The organism is Sphingomonas sp. Root710 (assembly GCF_001429065.1).
GTDB lineage: Bacteria > Pseudomonadota > Alphaproteobacteria > Sphingomonadales > Sphingomonadaceae > Rhizorhabdus.
Genome location: NZ_LMIB01000001.1, coordinates 1490456 through 1508913, shown reverse-complemented (window position 1 = coordinate 1508913; position 18458 = coordinate 1490456). Strand labels below are relative to the sequence as shown.

Here is an 18458-nt window from a genome sequence, read left to right as displayed (position 1 = left end):
TTTCTGATAGGTAAGGCAAGACCTATCTGAAAGGTTCGGTCATGCGGCGGCCGAGGTGGAACTGCGGGGCGCGTGCCGCATCGCGACCGGGAAGGCGAAGGCCGCCAGCGCGGTCGTGGCGACGCCGACGATCGCGAGCGCCATGCCCAGCTGCGACTCGCCGCCGAGCAGGCCGCTGACGAGCGTGACGAGCGTCGGCGCGACACCGAAGCCGACGATGCCTGCCAAGGCGACGAACAGGCCGATGCAGAAGCCGCGCAGCTCATTGGGCAACAGCACCGCGATCGCGACGCTGACGATCAGCCCTGCGGCGGTGCCGCAGAACAGGAACAAGCCGAGCATCGCCGCGAACGTCGGCACGCTGGGCGCGAGCGGGAACAGCGCCATCGGAACCGACAGCGCGGTCGCCGCGACCGCGCCGATCAGGATACCGCCACGGCGCGACGAGCGGTGGCCCCAGTCGGCCGCCAGCCCGCCGATGATCGATCCGGTCACGCCTGCGCCGAACACGACCAGCCCCATCCATTGCGCGAATTGCTGCGGCTGCAGTCCATAGCCGCGGCTCAGCACCGGCGCCGCCCAGATGCCCGCGGCGGTGTCGATCATCGCCACTGAAAGCTGGCCGACGAACAGCGGCAGGATGAAGGCGCGCCGCTCCCACAACTCGCGCATCGCCACCGCGAAGCGCGCATCGGCGCCGGCCACGGTCTCGCGCCGCGCGGGCTCGCGCAGCAGCAGCAGCGGGAATATCATCGCCAGGCTGATCGCCGCGACGATCATGTGGACGCCGCGCCACGGCGCGGTGACTCCCAGCCAGTCGGGCATCGCCATGCTGCCCAGCAACCCGAACAGCCAGCCGCCGAGCGCGAACGCCCCGGCATTGCCGCCCCATTTGCCCAAGGTCAGGATCAACATCGCGCTGCCGCGTCTGGTGGGGATACACATGTCGGCCGCGATTGAGATGGCGGCGGTGACCGAGCAGAAGCCGCCGACGGTGACAAACATCCGCGCGATCATCAGGCTGGTCATCCCGCTCGCGGTGGCGGTCAGGAACAGGCCGATCGTCCAGCTGGCGGCGAGCGCCACCAGCAGCCATTTGCGGTTGACCTTGTCCACCGCGCGCCCGATCGGCACCGAGAGCAGCATGAGCGGCAAGGCGCCACCGACGCCCTGGATGAAGCCGATCTGAACATCGCTCAATCGCAGTTCGGCCTTGGCGGCTTCCTGAACGATGCTGAACAGGAAGATCGACATCGTGCCGATCACCAGCGACAGTGCGATCAGCAGCAGGGCGGGGACAGCCGCCAATAAGCTTCGGTTCCCGTCCTGATCGATCGTCATGTAGCTGCTTTCGGTGAGAGGAAGCGCTTCAGCGCGGCGCGGCTCGTCCGTACCGCCTGGGCGGCGATCTGCGCGTCGGGAGCGTTTTCGAAGCCGTGGAAAGCGCCGGGATAGATGTGGAATTCGATCGGCACGCCGGCGCGGCCCAGCCGCCGGGCATAGTCGATATTTTCGTCCACGAAGAGGTCGAGCGCGCCGATGTGCATGAAGGTGGGGGGCAGGCCGCGCAGGTCGGTGGCCCGGGCAGGGGCGGCATAGGGCGAGACATCATCCCCGCCGGGGGGCTTGCCGAGCAGCGACGCCCAGCCAAAGCGGTTGTTCTCGACTGGCCAGACGAACTGACCGGCATAGTCGTGCGGTTCGGACCCGCTGCCGGTGCGATCGTCGAGCATCGGATAGATGAGATGCTGGAAGTTGAGCCTATATTCGCCCCGGTCGCGCGCCAGCAGCGCCAACGCCGCGGCATAGCCGCCGCCCGCGCTTTCGCCCATCACGCCGATCCGGCTGATGTCCAACCCCTGCGCTTCGGCATGGGCGTAGACCCAGGCGAGGCCGGCATAGATGTCCTCGATCGCGCCGGGGAAGGGCGTCTCGGGGGCGAGGCGATATTCGACCGAGACGATCGCGCAGCCCAGTTCGGCGACGGTCGGCCGGTTGAGTCCGTCGAAGGTCTCGGTGGTGCAGGCGATATAGCCGCCGCCATGGATGTGGTAGATCACCGGCAAAGGCCCGGAGGCGTTGCCGGGGCGGTAGATGCGCAGGCCGATATCGGGCGCGCCCGCGGGGCCGGGGACGGTCAGCGTCTCGATGCTGACGCCGTCACCTTCGGGCACCGGTATCGCAAGGGCTGCCGCGCGATGTTCGGCCAGCGTTTCCGTGGAAAACAGGCGGGTCGGCATCAACTCCAGCAAGGGGCGCAGTTCGGGGTCGACGAGGTGAAGGCTGTCCATGGCGGCTTCTCTCCAGCTGGCAAAATGAAGGAGCCCGGCGCGGGCCGGACTCTTCCTCTAAAGCTGGAATATCTTGCCGGGATTGAACAGGTCCTGCGGATCGATGGCGCGCTTGATCAGCCGCATCATGTCCACCGCGTCGCCAAGTTCGTCGACCAGGAACTGCTGCTTGCCGAGGCCGATGCCATGTTCGCCGGTGCAGGTGCCATCCATCGCCAGCGCGCGGGCGACCAGCTTGTCGTTGATCGCCTCGACCTCATGCATCTCCTCGGGCCTGTTCGGATCGATCGCGAAGATGACGTGGAAATTGCCGTCGCCGACATGGCCGACGATGGTCGAGGGCACGCTCGCCTGCGCCAGATCCGCCTTGGTCTCGACGATGCATTCGGCCAGACGGCTGATCGGCACGCAGACGTCGGTGCTCCAGCCGAGTGAGCCCGGCCGCTGGTTGATCGACGCATAATAGGCTTCGTGCCGCGCCTTCCAAAGCCGGTTGCGCTCCTCGGGCAGGTTCGACCAGCGAAACTCGCTGCCGCCATTATAGCCGGCGATCTCCTTGACCGTCTCGACCTGCTCCTGGACGTAGCGCTCCGAACCGTGGAACTCGAACATCAGCGTGGTCAGTTCGGGATAATCGAGCTTCGAATAGGCGTTTGACGCCTTCATCTGCATGTCGTCGAGGATCTCGATCCGCGCGACGGGAACGCCGATCTGGATCGATTGCACCACCGTGTCGACCGCACCCTTCAATGTCTCGAATGAACAGACCGCCGACGAGATCGCCTCGGGAATGCCGTGCAGGCGCAGGGTGATCTCGGTGATGATACCGAGCGTGCCTTCGGCGCCGATCATCAGCCGGGTCAGGTCGTATCCCGCCGCCGATTTGCGCGCGCGCCGGGCGGTGCGGATGATCTTCCCCTCGGGCGTCACCACGCGCAGCGACAGGATCGCCTCGCGCATCGTGCCGTAGCGGACGGCGTTGGTGCCCGATGCGCGGGTCGACGCCATGCCGCCGATCGTGGCGTTGGCGCCCGGATCGATGGGGAAGAACAACCCTTGGTCGCGCAGATATTCGTTGAGCTGCTCGCGCCGCACCCCCGCCTGGACGGTGCAGTCGAAATCCTCCTGGTTGACCTCGATGATCGCGTTCATCTCGCCCAGGTCGATCGTCAGCCCGCCCCGTACCGGGGTGATGTTGCCTTCCAGCGACGTGCCCGCACCAAAGGCGACGATCGGCACGCCGCCCGCGACGCATATCTTCACCAGTGCCGCGACCTCCTCGGTCGAACGGACGAAGGCGACCGCGTCGGGCAGCACCGGATCGAAGTGGGTCTCACTCGATCCGTGCTGGAGCCGGATCGCCTCGCCGGTCTGGAGCCGCTCGCCGACCACCGCGCGGACTTCGTCGAGGAAGCCCGGCGGCAGCGGCTTGCGATCACAGGGGATGATCGGAGCGCTCATGATCAGAAGGCGAAGCTGGCGCGGACGCCGTAGCGGCGACGATCGCCGATGATGCCGAGGTCGGAGGCCGGCAGGCCAGCGAGTTGCAGCGTCGTCTTTTCGATATAGCTCTCGAAATAATCTTTGTTGAACAGATTGTTGACGAAGGCCGCCAGCTCGAACGGGCCATGCTTCCAGCCGATCGAACCGTTGACCAGCGTATAGCCCTTCAGGAAGGTCGGCGTCGTCTGGTTGAGTGTTCCGGCGAGGCGCTTGCCCTTCCCCACCGCGCTGGCGCTGAATGTCAGCGAATCCTCGCCGATCGGCACGACATAGTCGGACGACAGATTATACATGATGTCGGGCTGGAAGGTCAGCCGATCGCTCGACAGAGTGCGGCCCGTGACCGCAGTATATGGCGTCGTATCGGTCAGCCGCGAATGCTGATATGTCAGCCCAGCCGAGATCGTCCATTGCGGCGTCGGCTTGATCGCCGCTTCGAGTTCGAGGCCGTAGCTCTCGACGTCGCCGCTGTTGAGGTCGACCGTGACGAGACCGGCGGGGACGGCGGGGGCGATCGAGTTCAGGCCGATATAGTCCTTATAATCGTTGTAGAAGACCGCGCCCGACAGACTCAGCCCGCGCGCTGCATATTTGGTGCCCACTTCGTAGGTCCAGACGGAGTCCCCCTTATAGGTGCGGAACGGCGCGTTGGGCGCATTGAAACCGCCGCCGCGATAGCCGCGCGCGATCGACGCATAGGTCATCAGTCGGCTGTCCCAGTGCCGGGTAACGGTCAGCTTCGGCTGCACCTGATCCGACTTTATCTGAGCCGGGGGGATAGCAGCGCCTTGGATCGTCCCGGTCGCCTTGCGATTCTCATGATCGTATCGCAGGCCGGCGGCGACTTCCCAGTCGGCATTCGGCTTCCAGAACAAGGTGCCGAAGGCGGCATAGGTGTTACCGACCCGACGATCGAACTGCCGGATCTGGGCGTTTCCGGCGATGACGATCGTCCGCAGCAAATTCACGTCCAGCGTTTCGCGGCTGTAGAACAGGCCGAACAGGCTAGAGAATTGATCGCTCCACGTGCTGTCGAGGCGCAGTTCGGTCGTGGTCGTGCGCAGGCGATCTGTCCCGTTGTCGCGCACCGCGTTAAGCGCGCCGAAATCGGCGTCCGAGTCCGGCGAGCGGGTATTGCGCAGGTCATAGGCTGCCTGCAGCGTGACTTTGGTGCTCAGGGCGTCGATAGGCGCTTCGATCTTCGCGTTGATGCCGCGATATTTATAGGTGGTGATGCCGCGCGTGTTGAACTCATTGGTGCGCAGATAATCGGTCGGGCCGGCGACGCGGGCATAGGGAACGTTGGTGCCCTTGATCCAGTCATAATAGCCGCCGACGGTGATCGTCACATCCTCGCTCGGGGTGGCGCGGATCGTCGCGTTGACCGAATCGGTGTTGAGCGGGTTGGATTTACCGCCGATCGTGGTGTTGTTGATGAACCCGTCCTGCTCGCGGTGCGAGGCGGCGATCCGGATGGCGAGCTTGTCGGCGATGATCGGGCCGGACACCGAGCCCGAGACGAGCCAGCTGTTGTCGGGACCGGCATAGCTCGCCTGGCCACGCGCTTCGAACTGGTTGCTCGGCTGGCGGGTGATGACGTTGATCGCGCCGCCCAGCGTATTCTTGCCGTACAGCGTCCCTTGCGGGCCGCGCAGTACCTCGATCCGCTCGACGTCGAGTAGCGGGTTGTTGAGATAGGCGGTGTTCGGGCGATAGATGCCGTCGATGAACAGGCCGACGCCTGGTTGCACGGTGCCGACCAGCGTTACGCCAACGCCGCGAATCGAGACGAAGGCACGGCCCGCGCCGTCGCTGCTGATGTTCAGGCCCGGCGAAAGCAGAGCGGCTTCGCGGACCGAGTTGATGTTGCGCTTGGCCAGTATGTCGCCCGAGATCGCGCTCACCGCGACGGGAACGTCGAGCAGCGTCTCGTTGCGCTTACGGGCGGTGACGATGATCTCCTCCGCGCCGTCGCTGGCTTCGGCGCCGGCGGGCGCGGCCTGCGCGAAGACTGGTGAGGCGTTGAGCGCGGCAAGGGCGCAGCCGGAAATGAGGAAGGTGGTAAACCGCATCTGATGTCCTCTCCTGAACGGCGTCCCTAAAAGAAGGGTTGGCCAGTTTGAGAGGACCTATCAGATAGCTAACCTATCGGAAAGGTCGGGATTGTCCTTAGTCTGTGCCGATCGGCTCGATCGCTTGGCCGGACGGCTCAGGGCAGGAAGGGCGCAGCGGGCATCGGCGCTTCCGGGCGTGCCTCACCCGCGACTACGGAGTAGACCAGCCGCGTCTCGCGATCGAACGGCGCCCATGGCAGGCTGCCGTCGGTCGCGAAGTCGACCCAGATGCGGTGAAGCCGATCGGCCAGCGCCTGCGGCGGCGCTTCGCCGGCCAGTCCCCGCGGCCCCGTCACGGTCGGCAGGGTATCGAACACGAACGGCAGTTCGATCCCGTGGCACGCGCCGAGCTCGCCGCTGAAGGCAGGCGAGCGCCAGTCGAACTCATAGGCATGGGTCCGCCCCTTATGCTCCTCGGCAAAGCGGCGTGCGGGCCAGCGGAAGACGAGGTCGCTCATCGCGTCGCACAGCGCCTCGCCCGGCTTCTTGCCTGTCCCCAGCCCATAGGCCTTCAGCGCCTTGCGGGCATTGGGCATCGACTTGCCGAGCAGATGGGCGGCGAGCCAGCCCCAGATCTTCGCGCGGATCCCGGTGGGAACGAGGTAGAGGTTCATCTCCTCGGCATTGCTGCCGATCAGCAGGTCGACATCCGCGCCCGCGCCATGGCGCAGCGCGTCGAGCGGCTTGTAGGGCAGTACGTCGTCGCCATGCACCGGCACGAAGCGGCTGATGCCGAACACCGGTTCGCGGCCTTCGGCGTCGCGCAGGTCGATCCGCGCGGTGGGCAAGGAGATCTTCTCGACCGCATCGAGCGCGACTTCGGGCGCAACGCTGGCAAAGCCCTCGCGATCGGCGCTGATCTTCAGCAGCTTCGCGAGCTTGTCGGCCAGCCGGCTGGCGACCGGAATGTCGCGGGTCATCCCGCCATGACCGCTCTGCACGATCGCCCGGGTGAACAGGCCCTTGGCGAGCGGGGAGGCGATCAGGTCGGCGATCGCCATCGCGCCCGCCGATTCGCCGAACACGGTCAGGTTGGTCGCATCGCCGCCGAACGCCGCGGCGTTGGCGCGCACCCAGTGCAGCGCCGCGATCATGTCGCGCAGCCCCAGATTGGTCGGCACGCCGGGGATCGGCAGAAAGCCGTCTATGCCCATGCGGTAATTGATCGCGAAGCAGACGATGCCGTCGCGCGCAAAGGCGCCGCAGTCCTGAATGGGGGCATCCTTGCTGCCCAGCACGAAGCCGCCGCCATGGATCCATACCATCACCGGGCGGCCGGTCGCGTCGTCGTCGGGGGTCCAGACGTTGAGCGACAGATAGTCGTCGCCGCGAATCCAGCCCTTGCCGATCAGCGGTTCGACGTCGAGGCCCGGAAAGGGCTTCACCCGCTGCGGCGCATTGGGGCCCGGATCGGTTGCATCCCTGACTCCATCCCACGCCACGGGGGGCTCGGGATGGGCGAAACGAAGCGCACCTACCGGGGCGGCGGCATAGGGAATGCCCAGAAAACGGCGGATGCCACCCTTTGAAAGGCCTCGCACCTTGCCTGCGGTCGTCGTTGCGATCGCTTCAGACATATCCTGCTCCATCACGCTGCAACACGCATTCGATGCGAATGCAGCCCCAACTTAACCCCATCGCCTGGCCACCGCTTCGCCCGCCAGTTTGCCGCCCGGCAATTTCTCCATGCTCCGGCTGCGCCTTGAAATCGCTTTGCGGCGTTTCCTTATTAGCAGCAGCAGCGACGGCGTCGAAACGATACCGCCGCTGATCGAAGGAGAGATGCCGTCATGAATTCTGGCCGATCGCGCAACTGGATGTGGGCGGACGCCGTCGATCTGCTCGATCGGGTCCAGCGGCTCCACCAGCAGAGCTTCGCCCCGATGCGCCCGTCCGGCGGGGCGATCGGATGGGAGCCTCCGGCGGATATGCTCGAAACCGACCGCGAGGTGCTGGTGCTCGTCGCGCTCCCGGGCGTCGATCTGGAGCAGACCGAAGCCTTCATCGAAGATGGCGTCCTCGTCGTGCGCGGCTCGCGGATCCTTCCCGCCGAGTTGCGCACCGCCAAGATCCATCGGCTCGAACTGCCGCAGGGGCGCTTCGAGCGCCGCCTGCCGCTACCCGCGGGCCGCTATGGCGCGGTCGCCCGGTCGAGCGCGCATGGCTGTCTCCTCGTCACTCTGCACAAGACCAATGGAGGGCAGCGGGCATGACCGACGCTTTGACCGGCAACGCCGCCGTGCAGGACAAGCCCGAAGCGGCTCCCGACGCGTCGCAGTCGAGCCTGCGCCCCTTGCCCGCCGACGCGATCATCATCGTGCCGGTGCGCAACTTCGTGATGTTCCCCGACGTCGTGATGCCGCTGACCATCGGCCGGGCCGCATCGGTCGAGGCGGCGCAGGCGGCGGTGCGCGAGAGCCTGCCCGTCGGCATCCTGGCCCAGCGCGATCCCGAGTTGCAGGATCCAGGTGCAGTAGACATGCATCGCATGGGCACGGTCGCCAATGTGCTGCGCTACATCACCGGACCCGACGAGACCAACCATCTGATCGTCCAGGGCGAAACCCGCTTCCGCGTCGTCGAATATCTCGACGGCTGGCCGTTCCTGGTGGCGCGGATCGAGCGGATCGCCGAGCCCGATGCCAAGGGCGCCGAGGTCGAGGCGCGTTTCATCAATCTGCGCCAGCAGGCGCTGGAGACGGTGTCGCTACTCCCGCAATCGCCGCAGGGGCTGCGGGAGGCGATCCAAAATATCGGCTCGGCGGGCGCGCTCGCCGACATCACCGCCGCCTATATGGATATCCCGCCCGAGCAGAAGCAGGAGATATTGGAGACGGTCGCGCTCGAACCGCGGCTCGACCGGGTCCTGGCTTTGCTGGCGCAGCGGCTGGAAGTGTTGCGCCTGTCGGCCGAGATCGGCAAGGGCGTGCAGGAAAAGCTCGGCACCCGCCAGCGCGAGCATCTGCTGCGCGAACAGATGGCCGAGATCCAGCGCCAGCTCGGCGAGGACGAGGGCAATTCTGCCGAGATGGCGGAGCTCCGCGAGGCCATCGAGCAGGCCGGCATGCCCGAGGATGTCGAGAAGCAGGCGCTGCGCGAGCTGCGCCGGCTCGAACGCATGCCCGACGCCGCCGCCGAACATGGCATGATCCGCACCTATCTCGACACGCTGATCGATCTGCCGTGGAAGACGCCCGAGCATAAGCCGATCGAGATCGACGCGGCGCGCGCCCAGCTCGACGCCGATCATTATGGCCTCGACAAGATCAAGCGGCGGATCGTCGAATATCTCGCGGTGCGCAAGCTTGCGCCCGAGGGCAAGGCGCCGATCCTCTGCTTCGCGGGCCCGCCCGGCGTGGGCAAGACCTCGCTCGGCCAGTCGATCGCCAAGGCGATGGGGCGCGAGTTCGTGCGCGTCAGCCTGGGCGGCGTCCATGATGAGGCCGAGATACGCGGCCACCGCCGCACCTATATCGGCGCGTTGCCCGGCAACATCATCCAGGCGATCCGCAAGGCGGGCACCCGCGACTGCGTGATGATGCTCGACGAGATCGACAAGCTGGGCCGCGGCGTCCAGGGCGATCCTTCGGCGGCGATGCTCGAAGTGCTCGATCCCGAGCAGAACGGCACCTTCCGCGACAATTATCTCGGCGTGCCCTTCGATCTCAGCCGGGTGGTGTTCATCGCCACCGCGAACATGCTCGACACCATCCCGGGGCCGCTGCGCGACCGCATGGAGATCATCTCGCTCGCCGGCTACACCGAGGAGGAGAAGCTCAACATCGCCCGGCGCTATCTCGTCCGCCGCCAGCTAGAGGCGAATGGCGTGACCGCCGAACAGGTCGAGATCGACGATGCCGCGCTCGGCGCGATCATCCGCTACTACACGCGCGAGGCCGGTGTCCGCAATCTCGAGCGCGAGGTCGGCAAGGTGATCCGCCACGCCGCGGTGAAGATCGCCGACGGCAGCGCCACCCATGTCGCGATCGGCGAGGCGGGCGTGGAGGACGTGCTCGGCGGCCGCATCTTCGAAAATGAGGTCGCGCAGCGCACCAGCGTGCCCGGCGTCTCGACCGGGCTCGCCTATACGCCGGTCGGCGGCGACATATTGTTCATCGAGGCGACCAAGATGCCGGGCAGCGGCCGGCTGATCCTCACCGGCCAGCTCGGCGACGTGATGAAGGAAAGCGCGCAGGCGGCACTCAGCCTGGTCAAGAGCCGGGCCGACCTACTGGGCATCGACGCGGCCGCGCTCGAAAAGAGCGACATCCATGTCCATGTTCCCGCCGGGGCGACGCCCAAGGACGGGCCGAGCGCGGGCGTGGCCATGTATATGGCGCTGACCTCGCTGCTCACCGGCAGGACGGTGCGCAGCGACACCGCGATGACCGGCGAGATATCGCTGCGCGGGCTGGTGCTGCCGGTCGGCGGGATCAAAGAGAAGGTCGTGGCCGCGGCGGGGGCGGGGATCACCCGCGTCATGCTGCCTGCCCGCAACCGCCGCGATTTCGACGACATCCCCGCCAATGCGCGCGAGAAGCTCGAATTCATCTGGCTCGAAAAGGTCGAGGATGCGATGCGCGAGGGGCTGGACGCCTGAGCTTTCCGGCGCCTTAATGCCCTCCCGCGCCCGGCTGTAGCGTCGTCTTCGGGCGGGGTGAGGTCCACACCCAGGCGGCGATCGCGATCATCGCCAGTCCGGCGATCAGGAAAACCTTGTCGGTCGCCAGCGTCACTGCCTCGCGATCGACCAGCTGGGCGATCATCGCCCGCGCCTGTTCGGGCGACAGGCCGCTGGCGATCAGCGTGCTCGTGGTAGCGTCGCCGTTGAGCTTGCCGGCGAGCTCGCTGTTCGCGACGCGGGACTGGTCACCCCAATAAGTCATGACGATCGAGGTCGATGCAGCCAGTGCGATGGTGCGCACGAAATTCTGCAGGCCGGCCGCGGAAGCCATCTCGTTCGGCGGGATCGAGCCCAGCGACACCGACGTGGCAGTGATGAAGAAGAAGGGCATGCCCAGGCCCATCACGAATTGCGGCGTGATGAGCGTGGCGAAGTCCGCCCCGCTGGTCCAGGTCACCCGCAGCAACGTCGCGCAACCGACCCAGATCAACGCCCCCGATAGCATGATGCGCGGATCGACATGCTTCAGCAGCAGCGGCGGGAAGCGGGCGACGAACAACCCTGCCATGCCCGAGGCCGCAGTCGCGATGCCCGCCTGGGTCGCGGTATAGCCCATCGAGAGCTGCATCCACTGCGGTATGATCACCGTGCCTGCGAAATAACATCCGAACCCGATCGCCAAAGTCAGCACGCCGACGGTGAAGCTGCGATGGCGGAAGATCCGCAGATCGACGATCGGATGTTCCTCGGTCAGCTCCCAGACCACGAAGATCGCAAAGACGATCACTGCGGTAAGGCCAAGCGCCAGCACCGTGGGATCAGCGAACCAGTCATGCTCGCGCCCGATGTCGAGCATGATCTGCAAGGCGCTGATCCAGGTGACCAGCAGCGCCAGGCCGACGCGATCGATCGGCCGCTTCGCAGTCGGCGTTTCGATCGGGCGCAGCATCGTGTGCGCAGTGATCGCGCAGAACAGCACGATGGGCACGTTGATGAAGAAGATCCAGTGCCAGCTGAAATTGTCGCTGATCGTGCCGCCGATGACCGGCCCCAGCACCGGGCCGATGATCGTGGTGATCGCCCAGATGCCCATCGCCTGGGATCGCTTCTCGGGCGGAAAGAGGCGCATCATCAGCGTCTGGGTCAGCGGCATGATCGGCCCGCCGCACAGACCCTGGCCAATGCGGCAGGCGACGAGCATGCCCAGCGTCAGCGACATGCCGCACAGGATGGAGAACAGGCCGAAACCGAGGGCTCCGAGCACGAAGCAGCGCACCGCGCCGAATCGCTCGGCGAGCCAGCCGGTCAGCGGGACGCAGATCGCTTCCGCGACGGCGTAGGAAGTGATCACCCATATGCCCTGGCTGGCCGAGATGCCCAGGCTGCCGGCGATGTGCGGCACTGAGACATTGGCGATGGTCATGTCGAACATGACCATCAGGTTCGCCGATGCCAGCGCGATCGCCGCCAGCATGCGGCGGCGGCCGGTCAGCATGTGCGAAGGATCGGTCTCGGCCATGTCGCGATCAGTTTCCGGAGACGTCGATTTCGACTTCCATCGACAACCCGACGCGCAGCGGATGCTCGGCCAGTTCGCGGGGGTCGAGCGCGATGCGGACCGGCACGCGCTGGACGACCTTGATCCAGTTGCCGGTCGCGTTCTGCGCCGGGATCAGCGCGAAGGCCGCGCCGGTCCCGCCCGAGAAACCCTCGACCCGGCCATGATATTCGACGCCGCCGCCATAGAGGTCGGCGGTCAGGGTCGCGGGCTGGCCGGGCTTCACGCGGCGCAGCTGGCGTTCCTTGAAATTGGCGTCGACATAGACGTTGGCCAGCGGAACGATCATCATGATCGGGCTGCCCTGGGCGATGCGCTGGCCGACCTGTACCTGGCGGCGGGTGACGACGCCGTCGACCGGCGCGCGGATCACGGTGCGGTCCAGATCCAGCTGGGCAGCGGCGAGCTTCGCCTTCGCGGCAAGCACCATCGGATCGGTTTCGACCGTCGATCCGCTGGTCATCGCGCGATTGGCGGCAAGCTCCCCGGCGGCGGCGCCCTGGTTCGATCGCGCCTGGGCCAGACCCGCGCGGGCCGCGGCGAAGGCTTTGCGTGCGCTGGTCAGCTCTTCGCCCGAAACCGCGCCCGACGGCTGTAGAGCGAGCCGGCGGTCGAGATCGATGCGCGCCTTGTCGTAATCCGCCTGTGCGCGGACGATGTCGGCGCGGCGTGCGTCGAGCTGCGACGCCAGCGCGCTGCCGGTCGCCGATGTCTGGCGGAACATGCGCCGCGCTTGCGCCAGTTCGGCTTCCGCGGCGGCATAGCTGATTCGCGCGTTGGCGTCGTCGAGGCGGACCAATATGTCGCCAGCCTTCACCGTCTGGGTATCACGGACTTGCACCGCCACCACCTGTCCGGCGATCAGCGGGGTGACCTGCGCCACCTCCGCATTCACATAGGCGTTGTCGGTGCTGACATGGTCGCGGCCGATCAGCAGATACCACAGGCCCCACAGTGCGATCGCTCCCGCGATGCCCAGGGCGAGCCGGGTCAGCCATGTCTTGCGCGCCTGCTGGCGTGCCGCGCGCTGCGCATCGGCGACGCCGGTGGACTGGGGATCGGCTGCCGGGGGCGTGGGATCGGCTTCAGCCATGGATGGAATCCTTGTCATTGGAAGCAGTGGTAGCAGAAAATCCGCCGCCCAGCGCCCGGACGAGCGCAATGTCGATCGCAAAGGCCCGTGCGTCGACGCTGGCGGCGGCCAGACGGACCTGCAGCAGCCTTTCCTGTGCGGTCAGCACGTCGAGATAGGTCGAAAGCCCGCCCTCATAGCGTTTGCGGGCGATGGCATAGGCTTCCTCGGAATCGGTAAGCGCCTGGCGCAGCTCGCCGATCTGGTCGGCGACGGCGCGTCGTCCTGTCACCGCGTCAGCGACCTCGCGATAGGCCGTCAGCACGGTCTTGTCATAGCTGGCGACCGCCTCGTCATAGCTTGCCCGCGCGCCGCGATAGCGCCCGCTGAGCGCGCCGCCGTGAAAGATCGGCAGGCTGACCGCCGGCCCGGCATTGCCATAGATCGACTGCCGGTCGGTGAGGTTGGCGAGGCCGAGCGATTGCACCCCGATCAGCGCGCCGAGGCTGATCGCCGGATAGAAGTCGGCACGTGCAACCTTGATCCGGCTGGCGGCGGCTTCGGTGCGGGCGCGGGCCGCGGCGATGTCGGGGCGGCGGCCGACCAGATCGGTCGTGAGCTGGGCGGGCAGGGCGAGCGGATGAAGCGCCCCCAGGGCAGGGCGCGTGATGGCGAGGCCGCGGTCGGGACCCGCGCCGATCAGCGCCGCTATCTGGTGGCGTGTGGTGATGATCGCGTCGTCGATGGCGATGAGGTCGGCGCGGGCCTGCGGCACCGCCGCATCGGCCTGCTTGAGTTCGGCGCGGGTGTCGAGACCGGAGCGCACCCGGTCGGACACCAGCTTCTGGGTGGCGAGGCGCAGTTCGACCGCCGACGCGCGTACGTCGCGTTCGGCGTAGAGGCGGGCGAGATCGGCATAGGCCGCGGCGATGCCGGTGGTCAGCATCAGCCCCGCGAGGTCCCGGTCGATTCGCGCTGCCTCGGCGTCCGAAGTCGCGGCGGCGAGCTGCGCGCGGTTGCGGCCCCACAGGTCGATGTCGAAGCCGAGGTTCAGGCTGGCCTGGCCGACATCCTGCCAGCCGCCGGGCACGAATTGCGGCGGGATGCCCAGATTTTTGCTCTGCTTCTCCAGCCCCGCCTGCGCGCGGGCGTCGATCGAAGGCAGCAGCGGGGCACCGGCGGTCTGGGCCGCACCTTGCGCCGCCCGCAACCGCGCGGCGGCGATGGCGACGTCGGGTGAACCACGCAGGCCCTCTTCGATCAGCGCGGTCAGCTGGGGATCGCCATAGCCGCGCCACCAGTCGCCGGCGGGCCAGGCGGCTGGGACGGACTCGGCCTTGAGACTCTGCTCTGCCGCAATGCTTGACGCCGCGCGGAGTGTCGGCTTCGGCCCGAGATCTGGCGCGGCTGCGCAGGCCGAAAGCCAGGCGGCGAGACCGACCGGGAGAACAGCGCGAAGAGGACTGTGGCGGCGAACGTTGGGCATGGTGAAACCGTACTATCTAGTATGGTTCGCCCTCTGCGCCTCGCTTACCCCCTTGTCAATAAAAAACTGTACTATATAGTACGGTTATGGAGTTGGTGCAGGAAAAGTCCGGGCTTGGCCGCCGCGAGGCGCGCAGGATGGATCGCCGCGATGCGATCCTGGCGGTAGCCGGTCCATATTTTCTTCAACACGGCTATGCGGGCACGACGATGTCGGCGATCGCCGCGGAGGTCGGCGGATCGAAGGCTACTTTGTGGAGCTATTTCGCATCCAAGGAAGAGTTGTTCGAGGCGGTTCTCGATCGCAAGACTGCTGCCTATCGCGCCGAGCTGTCACTACTGCTCGATGCGTGCGGCAATCCGGAGCGGACGCTTCGAAGCTTCTGCCTCTCCTATGTGGCCAAGATCACCGGACCCGAAGCGATCGCCCTGCACCGGCTGATCTATAGCGAGGTCGACCGTTTCCCCGAGATCGGCAAAATATTCTATGAACGTGCGCCGCTTGCCACCTGGCGGCTGGTGGGGGGCTTTATTGCGACGGCGATGGAGCGCGGGCTGCTGCGCGAGGACGATCCCATTCGCGCCGCCAGGACGCTGACCAGCCTGTGCATGTCGGAAACCCATCAGCTGCTGCTGCTCGGCCGCTTGAGGGAGCCGGCCCCCGAACGCATCGCCGCCGATGCCGATGCGGCTATGGACATCTTCATGCGGGCCTACCGGCCCTGACCGCAATCGTCGCCCTGCCCGGCGCCACAACGAAAAAGGGCGGCCCGAAGACCGCCCTCTTGTCTGTCCCGATGGGAACCGGATCAGCGCGAATAGAATTCGACGACCAGGTTCGGTTCCATCTTCACCGGATAGGGGACCTCGTCCAGCGTCGGCACGCGAACATAGGTGACCTTCGCGGCGCCGTCCTGGGCGATATATTCGGGAATGTCACGCTCTGACAGGCCCTGCGCTTCGAGCACCAGCGCCATTTCCTGCGCCTTCGAGCCCAGCGTGATTTCATCGCCCGGCTTCACCAGACGCGAGGCGATATTGCACTTCACGCCGTTGACGCGGATGTGGCCGTGGCTGACCAGCTGGCGCGCGGCGAAGATCGTCGGTGCGAACTTGGCGCGGTAGACGACGGCGTCCAAGCGACGCTCGAGCAGGCCGATCAGGTTCTGCGAGGTGTCGCCCTTCATGCGCGACGCTTCGGTGTAGTTCTTCTTGAACTGCTTCTCGGTGACGTCGCCGTAATAGCCCTTGAGCTTCTGCTTCGCCTTCAGCTGGATACCGTAGTCCGACAGCTTGCCCTTGCGGCGCTGACCGTGCTGGCCGGGGCCATATTCACGCTTGTTGACCGGGCTCTTCGGACGACCCCAGATGTTCTCGCCCATCCGGCGGTCGAGCTTGTACTTGGCGCTCGTACGCTTCGACATGATATCTTCCTTCAATCGCTACAACGTTGCCCGCCTCCGCCGAAGCGGGGACGGGGTCGATCCCGGTATGTCGCTCTGCTGGATCGCCGCCAAATCGCTTTGGGGGAGGGCAGGGCCACCGCTTCACCGGGGTGCGGGGCCGATTGCGAAGGCGCGCCTATGGCCGCGAAGAGGCGGATAGTCAACCCCGTCCGGGAACGCTAAGGGGCGCGGCATGACCGACAAGACACCCGTTCCCGCCGCCGAATGCACCGACATGCAGCAGGTCCGCGCCGCGATCGATGGACTCGATACGCTGATCGTCAGCCTGCTGGCCGAGCGCATGCGCTATATCGAGGCAGCGGCGCGCATCAAGAAGGATCGCGATCTCGTCCGCGACGAGGTCCGCAAGACCGAGGTCATCGCCCATGCCGTCAAGGTGGCGAACGACCGCGGCTTTCCGCCGCGGCTCGCCTACCGGCTGTACGACATGCTGGTCGAAGGCTCGATCGCGGAAGAACTGGAGCTGTTCGACTCTAGGCCTTAGGGGCAGCCGGTTCTTGCCCCGGGAGGTCGTCATGGTGCGCGTCGAGCAGCGCCTCGGGCCGGTTCTCGGGCGCGATGCCATAGCTCGGCGGCCAGGCTGCGGGCGGCAGGTGGTGCGTGCCGAAGATCTTGTCGTAGATCGGCAGGGTCGAGGCATAGTTGCGGTTGACATGGTCGACGCGCGAATGATGCCAGTGGTGAAAGCGCGGCGTCGACAGGATATGCTCCAGCCAGCCGAGCCGCACCCGCAGGTTCGAATGGATGAAGAAGCCCCAGAAGGTGCCGATGATCAGCACGATCACCGGAACCAGGCTTCCCGACCCGGCTCCCGGTGAACCGAAGCCGGCGGCCGTCACCAGCGTCAGCCCGATCATCCGCGTGAAAATGATGTCGATCGCGTGGGCGCGGCTGTTGATCAGCCAGTCCATCCGCACCGGCTCATGATGGATGGCATGGAAACGCCATAGCCAGGGCACCTGGTGCATGATGCGGTGCCCCCAGTAGAAGCCGAACTCGCCGATGACGAAGGCGATCGCGATCTGCGCCGGAATCGGCAGGCTGATCACCCGGAACAGATAGGTGTCGGGCATCAGTTCCCGCGACACCGCCGCGATCGCGCCGAGCGGGACGGCGAGGATGAGCGTCGGGATCAGCCCGGTCATGAAGAAATAGCCGAGATCGGCCAGGATATGAGGACGCAGCGTCGGCTGGCGGATGACGCCGAACAGCCGCTCGAGCGGAACGAAGATCGCGGTCAGCACGAACAGCCACACGATCAGGCTGCGCATGGTGAGCAGCAGATGATGGATCAGTTCGGGAGACATTCCGCTCCATGCTCCGCGTCATGTGCCGGGACGGGGCCGATCATAGGGGCCGGGCGCCGGCCTGTCACCGCCGCGACGCGGCAATGCCGTCAGATGATCTGCCTGTTCAGCGCGCGGCGTTCCGAGAAGGCGTTGCGGCGGGTCCGCATCACACCGCCGACGAGGCCGAAGCCGATCAGCATCATCGCCCAGGTGGTAGGCTCGGGCACCGACTGCAGCGACAGCCCGTCGATCAGCGCGAAGGGCGGCTGGCCGAGCGGGGTGCCATAGGCCAGCAGCGACAGGGTCTGGGTGTTCGACGTCGCGGTGAAGGTCAGTTCCTCGTAACGCCACGGCACGAAGCCGTGGTTGGGGACCGCGACGGTGCCGGTCGACATGATCTCGCCGGTGCCGGGCGTGAAGGTCGAATAGCCGTCGCCATTATTGTCATAGCTGGTGGTGAAGGCGCAGGTGCCGAAGCAGACCGTCCAGGCGTCGGTCGTCGCGCCGTCGAACGTATATTGCTGGCCCGCTGCCCACCAGAAGGACAGCGTATATTGATGGCCGATTTCCAGGCCGGAGACCGTCTGCGAGATGGGGCCGTTCTGATAGGCGCCGTCCGACACGACGAAGTTGCCGCCGGTGGGGCTGGGGCCGATACCGTTGCTTACGCCCGTGCCGGGCATGCCCCACAGCGTCAGATAGGACGGGCTCTGCGGGCTACCTGATGCCGAGGCCGCCATGTCCGGCGTGAATATGAAATTATAGCCATTGTTGGTCCAGCCTTGCACGTCCTGCGCCGGCTGGCCGGTGTTCTGATCGACGAAATACTGGCCCCAGGACGTGCCCGGATAGACCGGCTGGCCGGTGCCGCCGTCGATGTAGAAGAAGGAAGTTGTTTCGAAGTCGCCGTTGGTGAGCAGGTTGGCAGCCTGCGCGGGCGCAGCGGCGACAAGCGTCAGCAAAGCCGTCAGCAGCGCGAACAGCCCCCCACGCATCACCACAAGTCCCCCGAACGCAAACACATGCAACCGTCTGTACGATAAAAGGGCTAACAAT

The 18458-nt window shown here is 66.2% G+C and carries 15 protein-coding genes; 4 read left to right on the top strand and 11 right to left on the bottom strand.

What is annotated here, in order from left to right; all coding sequences use genetic code 11:
* Positions 1 to 39: 39 nt before the first annotated feature.
* From ASE00_RS07050 to ASE00_RS07030, 5 genes are all read right to left on the bottom strand, one after another.
* Complete coding sequence (locus ASE00_RS07050; RefSeq protein ID WP_056378497.1) at positions 40 to 1341, bottom strand: MFS transporter; 1302 nt, start codon at positions 1339 to 1341, stop codon at positions 40 to 42.
* Complete coding sequence (locus ASE00_RS07045) at positions 1338 to 2291, bottom strand: alpha/beta hydrolase (RefSeq protein ID WP_056378496.1); 954 nt, start codon at positions 2289 to 2291, stop codon at positions 1338 to 1340. The genes ASE00_RS07050 and ASE00_RS07045 overlap by 4 nt, the downstream gene beginning before the upstream one ends.
* A gap of 57 nt (positions 2292 to 2348) precedes the next feature.
* Positions 2349 to 3752 (bottom strand): FAD-binding oxidoreductase, encoded by a 1404-nt coding sequence (locus ASE00_RS07040; protein WP_056378493.1) that lies wholly within the window; start codon positions 3750 to 3752, stop codon positions 2349 to 2351.
* 2 nt (positions 3753 to 3754) lie between these two features.
* Positions 3755 to 5866: a TonB-dependent receptor gene (locus tag ASE00_RS07035; RefSeq protein WP_056378491.1), complete on the bottom strand. Its 2112-nt coding sequence runs from the start codon at positions 5864 to 5866 to the stop codon at positions 3755 to 3757.
* Positions 5867 to 6003: 137 nt separating this feature from the next.
* Positions 6004 to 7485: a carboxylesterase/lipase family protein gene (locus ASE00_RS07030; RefSeq protein WP_056379415.1), complete on the bottom strand. Its 1482-nt coding sequence runs from the start codon at positions 7483 to 7485 to the stop codon at positions 6004 to 6006.
* Positions 7486 to 7698: 213 nt separating this feature from the next.
* Between ASE00_RS07030 and ASE00_RS07025 the strand changes: the two genes are divergently transcribed.
* On the top strand, positions 7699 to 8121 hold the full coding sequence (locus ASE00_RS07025) for an Hsp20/alpha crystallin family protein (protein ID WP_056378489.1): 423 nt from the start codon (positions 7699 to 7701) through the stop codon (positions 8119 to 8121).
* Complete coding sequence (gene lon, locus ASE00_RS07020) at positions 8118 to 10508, top strand: endopeptidase La (protein WP_082594499.1); 2391 nt, start codon at positions 8118 to 8120, stop codon at positions 10506 to 10508. Before ASE00_RS07025 ends, lon begins: the two co-directional genes overlap by 4 nt.
* A gap of 13 nt (positions 10509 to 10521) precedes the next feature.
* On the opposite strand, the gene ASE00_RS07015 is transcribed toward lon, so the two are convergent.
* From ASE00_RS07015 to ASE00_RS07005, 3 genes are read right to left on the bottom strand one after another with little or no spacing between them, the layout of a single operon-like run.
* Entirely contained in the window at positions 10522 to 12051 is a 1530-nt protein-coding gene (locus ASE00_RS07015; protein WP_056378487.1) for a DHA2 family efflux MFS transporter permease subunit, read from the bottom strand.
* A 7-nt stretch (positions 12052 to 12058) separates the two neighbouring features.
* Positions 12059 to 13183 carry an HlyD family efflux transporter periplasmic adaptor subunit gene (locus ASE00_RS07010; RefSeq protein WP_056378485.1) on the bottom strand — a complete coding sequence of 375 codons (1125 nt, stop codon included), beginning with the start codon at positions 13181 to 13183 and terminating at the stop codon, positions 12059 to 12061.
* Positions 13176 to 14648, bottom strand: coding sequence for an efflux transporter outer membrane subunit (locus ASE00_RS07005; RefSeq protein ID WP_056378483.1), 1473 nt, complete (start codon positions 14646 to 14648; stop codon positions 13176 to 13178). Before ASE00_RS07005 ends, ASE00_RS07010 begins: the two co-directional genes overlap by 8 nt.
* An 86-nt stretch (positions 14649 to 14734) precedes the next feature.
* Here ASE00_RS07005 and ASE00_RS07000 point away from each other — a divergent pair, with 86 nt between their 5' ends.
* Positions 14735 to 15373, top strand: coding sequence for a TetR/AcrR family transcriptional regulator (locus tag ASE00_RS07000; RefSeq protein WP_056378481.1), 639 nt, complete (start codon positions 14735 to 14737; stop codon positions 15371 to 15373).
* Between the two features lie 83 nt (positions 15374 to 15456).
* On the opposite strand, the gene rpsD is transcribed toward ASE00_RS07000, so the two are convergent.
* The gene (gene rpsD, locus ASE00_RS06995) at positions 15457 to 16071 is read right to left on the bottom strand and encodes a 30S ribosomal protein S4 (protein WP_056378479.1); all 615 of its coding nucleotides are present in this window, start codon (positions 16069 to 16071) and stop codon (positions 15457 to 15459) included.
* A gap of 214 nt (positions 16072 to 16285) precedes the next feature.
* On the opposite strand from rpsD, the gene ASE00_RS06990 reads away from it, so the two are divergent.
* On the top strand, positions 16286 to 16597 hold the full coding sequence (locus tag ASE00_RS06990; RefSeq protein WP_056378476.1) for a chorismate mutase: 312 nt from the start codon (positions 16286 to 16288) through the stop codon (positions 16595 to 16597).
* Here ASE00_RS06990 and ASE00_RS06985 read toward each other — a convergent pair.
* Both ASE00_RS06985 and ASE00_RS06980 read right to left on the bottom strand, forming a co-directional pair.
* On the bottom strand, positions 16587 to 17420 hold the full coding sequence (locus ASE00_RS06985; protein ID WP_056378475.1) for a sterol desaturase family protein: 834 nt from the start codon (positions 17418 to 17420) through the stop codon (positions 16587 to 16589). The two genes, ASE00_RS06990 and ASE00_RS06985, sit on opposite strands and share 11 nt — an antisense overlap.
* A gap of 89 nt (positions 17421 to 17509) precedes the next feature.
* A complete protein-coding gene (locus ASE00_RS06980; protein WP_056378473.1) occupies positions 17510 to 18397 on the bottom strand; it encodes a PEPxxWA-CTERM sorting domain-containing protein in 888 nt (295 codons plus the stop codon).
* Positions 18398 to 18458: the final 61 nt, after the last annotated feature.